Genomic DNA, 4232 nt, shown 5'->3' with positions numbered 1-4232 from the left:
GAAGCGCCATTTCCTTGGAACATCACCTTCCCAGATTTATAGATGGTTATTGCAGTATCTGATAGCTTAGCAGCAAAAATGACTCCCGGCGCCGAGCGTTCGATTTTGTATTTTAAGTAATGTGCCTTTACTTTTTCTATTTCATTTGCGGGCATTAGTAAAACTTCATTTGACATTCATATGTTCCTTTCTTCACATCGTAATCTATTTCGTGTTATTATTATACATAGGATTTTCTGGGGGAGGGTATGTCTTTGTCAGAACAAGAGAAAACAAGAATTTCTGTTGATATCTATGGACAGAATTATAAAATGGTAGGTACAGAAACTTCTGGTCATATGAGACTCGTTGCCTCCATGGTAGATGATAAAATGAGAGAAATACACTCTCACAATCAACAGCTAGACATCGCAAAATTGGCAGTGCTTACCGCTGTTAATGCAGTAAACGATTACATAAAAGTAAAAGAACAATTAGAACTTCTAGAAGAAGAATTGAAAAGGCTAAAGGACTGAAAAAATGTTAGATTTAATTATCCTGATTTTATTAATTGCCGGTTTTGTAACTGGTGCTAGACGTGGGCTGATTGTACAGCTCATTCATATGGTAGGCTTCATCATTGCTCTAATTGTTGCTTACACTTATTATAAACCACTGGCGGATAAATTTGTTCTCTGGATTCCATTTCCTGCAGTAACCTCAGAGTCCACATTTACGATAGCAGTAGAGACTTTGGATCTCGATCAAACGTTTTACCGTATTATCGCATTCACACTGATATTTATGGTAGTTAAGTTCGGGTTACAATTATTAGCCTCTATGTTTGATTTTTTAAAGTACTTGCCTATACTAGGATTTGTCAGCACTGTAACTGGTGCGATTCTAGGGTTTATTGAATTCTATTTCATTTTATTCGTACTTCTATACGTCGTTGTGCTTTTACCAATTGATTTTATCCAAAGTGCTGTATCAGGCTCATTCTTAACGTCATGGATGCTTGAGCATACGCCAATTTTATCTGAAATGGTCAAAAACTGGTGGTATATTTATTTGGAAAAGTAACAATATCTAAGATAAACTTCTCTCAGTAGAGGGAAGTTTTTTTAAATAGTTAACTTATAGTTTATGAAGGACTTATGTTTTCTTACTTAAAGGAGGTCTACTGGTGGATAAAAAGACGATAATTAAAACATTAGAAAAAATTGCATTATATATGGAGCTTCAAGGAGAAAATCCTTTTAAGGTATCTGCTTTTCGTAAAGCAGCACAAGTTTTAGAGCTAGATGATCGTAGCTTGTCTGAAATGGATAATATAACTTCGCTTAAGGGTATTGGGGCGGCAACTGGATCCGTAATCACTGATTTAATGGAAACTGGACAATCCTCTCTTCTCAAAGAAATGCAAGAGAAAGTGCCAAATGGACTGTTGCCTATGCTAAAAATCCCGGGTCTTGGAGGAAAGAAAATTGCCAAGCTGTACAAAGAATTAGGTATTGAATCCATCGAACAGTTAAAGGCTGCCTGTGAGGAAGGGAAGGTTCGCGGACTTGCAGGATTTGGGGCTAAAACCGAGGAAAAGATACTTGCTCAGCTAGAAGTGTTTCAAACTAAACCGGAAAGAACTGCTATTTGGCAGCTTGAGCCTATCGTTGCTTTTATCGAAGATACATTAGCGAATATAGATGAAGTTGTTGTTAAATATTCTGTTGCAGGTTCGTATCGAAGAGTGAAAGAATCTAGTAAGGATATCGATTTTATCGTTGCGACGAATTCCCATCAAAAGGTCAGAGAGGAATTACTAGAGAAGCTTCCCCTTCTAAAAATTATTGCAGCTGGAGACACTAAAGTATCAGTTACGTTAGATGTTGAAAACGAAGTGGATGTAGACTTTAGGTTAGTAGAACCTCATCAATATGCTTCTGCATTACATCACTTTACAGGATCTAAAGATCATAATATTAGAATGAGACAAATCGCCAAAGAAAAAGGGCTGAAGATAAGTGAATATGGTGTGGAGCAAGAGGACGGCTCCGTACAGTCCTTTGAAACCGAGGAAGAGTTTTATTCATTCTTCGATTTACCATTTATACCTCCTACTATACGAGAGGATGGGACAGAGCTAGACAAGCTAGAAAAGATTCCAAGTCTTGTAACGCTAGAGGATATTAAGGGTGATTTTCACATGCACTCGACTTGGTCAGATGGAGCTCATTCTATTGAAGAAATGGTAGAGGCTTGTCGTGAAAAAGGGTATTCCCATATGGTGGTAACAGACCATTCTAACTACTTAAAAGTTGCTAATGGTCTTTCAAGAGAGAGACTGCTACAGCAAATCCAAACGATACAAGGATTAAATGCAAAATATAACGATATTGAAATATTAGCTGGAACAGAAATGGATATACTTCCTGACGGTTCGCTGGACTTTGATGACGAGCTATTAGAGCAGCTAGACTTCGTAATTGCTTCTATACATTCTAGCTTTAGTCAGTCACAAGATAAAATTATGGCAAGACTTCGTACCGCAATGGAAAACCCAAACGTTCATATGATTGCTCACCCTACAGGAAGAATTATTGGAAGTCGTACAGGCTATGATCCAGATGTGCCAACGTTAATAGATTGGGCTAGTGAATTCGGTAAAATACTAGAGCTCAATGCAAACCCACATCGTCTCGACTTAGAGACAGAATACTTGAAGCTGGCACAGGAAAAAGGCGTTCTGATAGCTATTAATACAGATGCCCATCATATCGATCAATTAAGATATATGGATGTAGGGGTTAAATATGCTCAGAAAGCATGGCTGAAAAAGGACAACATTGTTAATACATGGACATTTGATAAATTCAAACAGTATTTGAAGAATAAATAGGAGGTGCCAAGGTGATAGCCGAAAGAGCACTGAAAACTTTAGAATATTATAAGATCAGAGAAGAGGTAGGGAAATATTGTACTTCCTCTATCGGAAAAACGCATATAGAAAAGTTAGTCCCATCTGTTGATTACGAGGAAGTAACTAAGCTTTTAGAGGAGATGGATGAGGGACTTACCATACTACGGCTAAGAGGCAATGTCCCAATGGGAGGAATCGTCGATATACGTCCACATGCAAAACGGGCTCAAATTGGCGGGATGCTAAGTCCAATGGAGCTGATGGAGACTGCGAGTACGATAAGAGCTAGTAAAATTCTTCGAAATTTCCTAGAGAACGTCGCAGATGCAGAGTCAGTAGCAATCCCACATTTTCTATCTAAAAAGGACTCTTTGCCGATTTTAACGGCTTTAGAGCATGAGATAAACGACTGTATCGATGAAAACGGAAGTGTACTGGATAGTGCAAGCAGTACGCTGCGCTCCATTCGTCAGCAGTTAAGAATTCAAGTGAGTCGCGTACGTGAGAAGCTAGAGAGCTATACTCGTGGAGCCAATGCATCCAAAATGCTTTCCGACTCAATTATTACCATTCGAAACGACCGCTATGTTATACCGGTAAAATCAGAATATCGTAGCCATTACGGTGGAATTGTACACGATCAGTCTTCCTCTGGACAAACACTTTTTGTTGAACCATCAGCGGTAGTCCAAATAAACAACGATATTCGTGCATTAAAGGTAAAAGAACAAGAAGAGATTGAACGTATTCTTATTCGTTTGTCAGGCGAGGTAGAGGCTGTTGGACATGAGATATTCCTATTAGTTAATATACTTGGTGAAATTGACGTCATATTAGCAAAGGCTAAATATGGACAGGCAGAAAAATGTACGATGCCACAAATTAATAATAATGGCTACATTCGTTTGGTGAAAGCGAGACATCCTCTTATTTCAGTAGAACAGGCTGTTCCTAATACAATTGAATTTGGGAAGGATATTACTGCTATAGTAATCACTGGTCCAAATACGGGAGGGAAAACCGTTACATTGAAAACGGTTGGCCTTTGTACTTTAATGGCTCAAAGCGGGATACCAGTACCCGCATTAGACGGATCGGAGCTTGCGTTATTTGAATCCGTTTTTGCTGATATTGGCGACGAGCAGTCTATTGAGCAAAGCCTAAGTACATTCTCGTCTCACATGGTCAACATTGTGGATATTCTAAAAAAGTATAACGATAAATCATTAATTTTGTTTGATGAGCTTGGTGCTGGAACTGATCCTCAGGAGGGAGCAGCGCTTGCAATCTCTATTCTAGATGCTGTACATGGAACAGGAGCACGTGTCATGGCGAC

The 4232-nt window shown here is 38.8% G+C and carries 5 protein-coding genes; 4 read left to right on the top strand and 1 reads right to left on the bottom strand.

What is annotated here, in order from left to right; translation table 11 throughout:
- Positions 1 to 176, bottom strand: a 176-nt coding sequence (locus AC06OU_RS04755) for a DUF3378 domain-containing protein (RefSeq protein ID WP_475854311.1), incomplete at its 3' end; no start/stop codon positions are given.
- A 78-nt stretch (positions 177 to 254) separates the two neighbouring features.
- Here AC06OU_RS04755 and zapA point away from each other — a divergent pair.
- The 4 genes from zapA to AC06OU_RS04735 form a co-directional block, all read left to right on the top strand.
- Positions 255 to 515, top strand: a complete 261-nt coding sequence (zapA, locus tag AC06OU_RS04750; protein ID WP_169361101.1) for a cell division protein ZapA — start codon at positions 255 to 257, stop codon at positions 513 to 515.
- 4 nt (positions 516 to 519) lie between these two features.
- Entirely contained in the window at positions 520 to 1062 is a 543-nt protein-coding gene (locus tag AC06OU_RS04745; RefSeq protein WP_475854309.1) for a CvpA family protein, read from the top strand.
- Positions 1063 to 1165: 103 nt separating this feature from the next.
- Positions 1166 to 2875 carry a DNA polymerase/3'-5' exonuclease PolX gene (gene polX / locus AC06OU_RS04740; protein ID WP_475854307.1) on the top strand — a complete coding sequence of 570 codons (1710 nt, stop codon included), beginning with the start codon at positions 1166 to 1168 and terminating at the stop codon, positions 2873 to 2875.
- Between the two features lie 11 nt (positions 2876 to 2886).
- Positions 2887 to 4232, top strand: a 1346-nt coding sequence (locus tag AC06OU_RS04735; RefSeq protein WP_475854306.1) for an endonuclease MutS2, incomplete at its 3' end; no start/stop codon positions are given.

Source organism: Psychrobacillus sp. (assembly GCF_056205495.1).
Note: the sequence above shows the minus strand (reverse complement) of the source record. Positions and strands in the feature narration are given on the sequence as shown.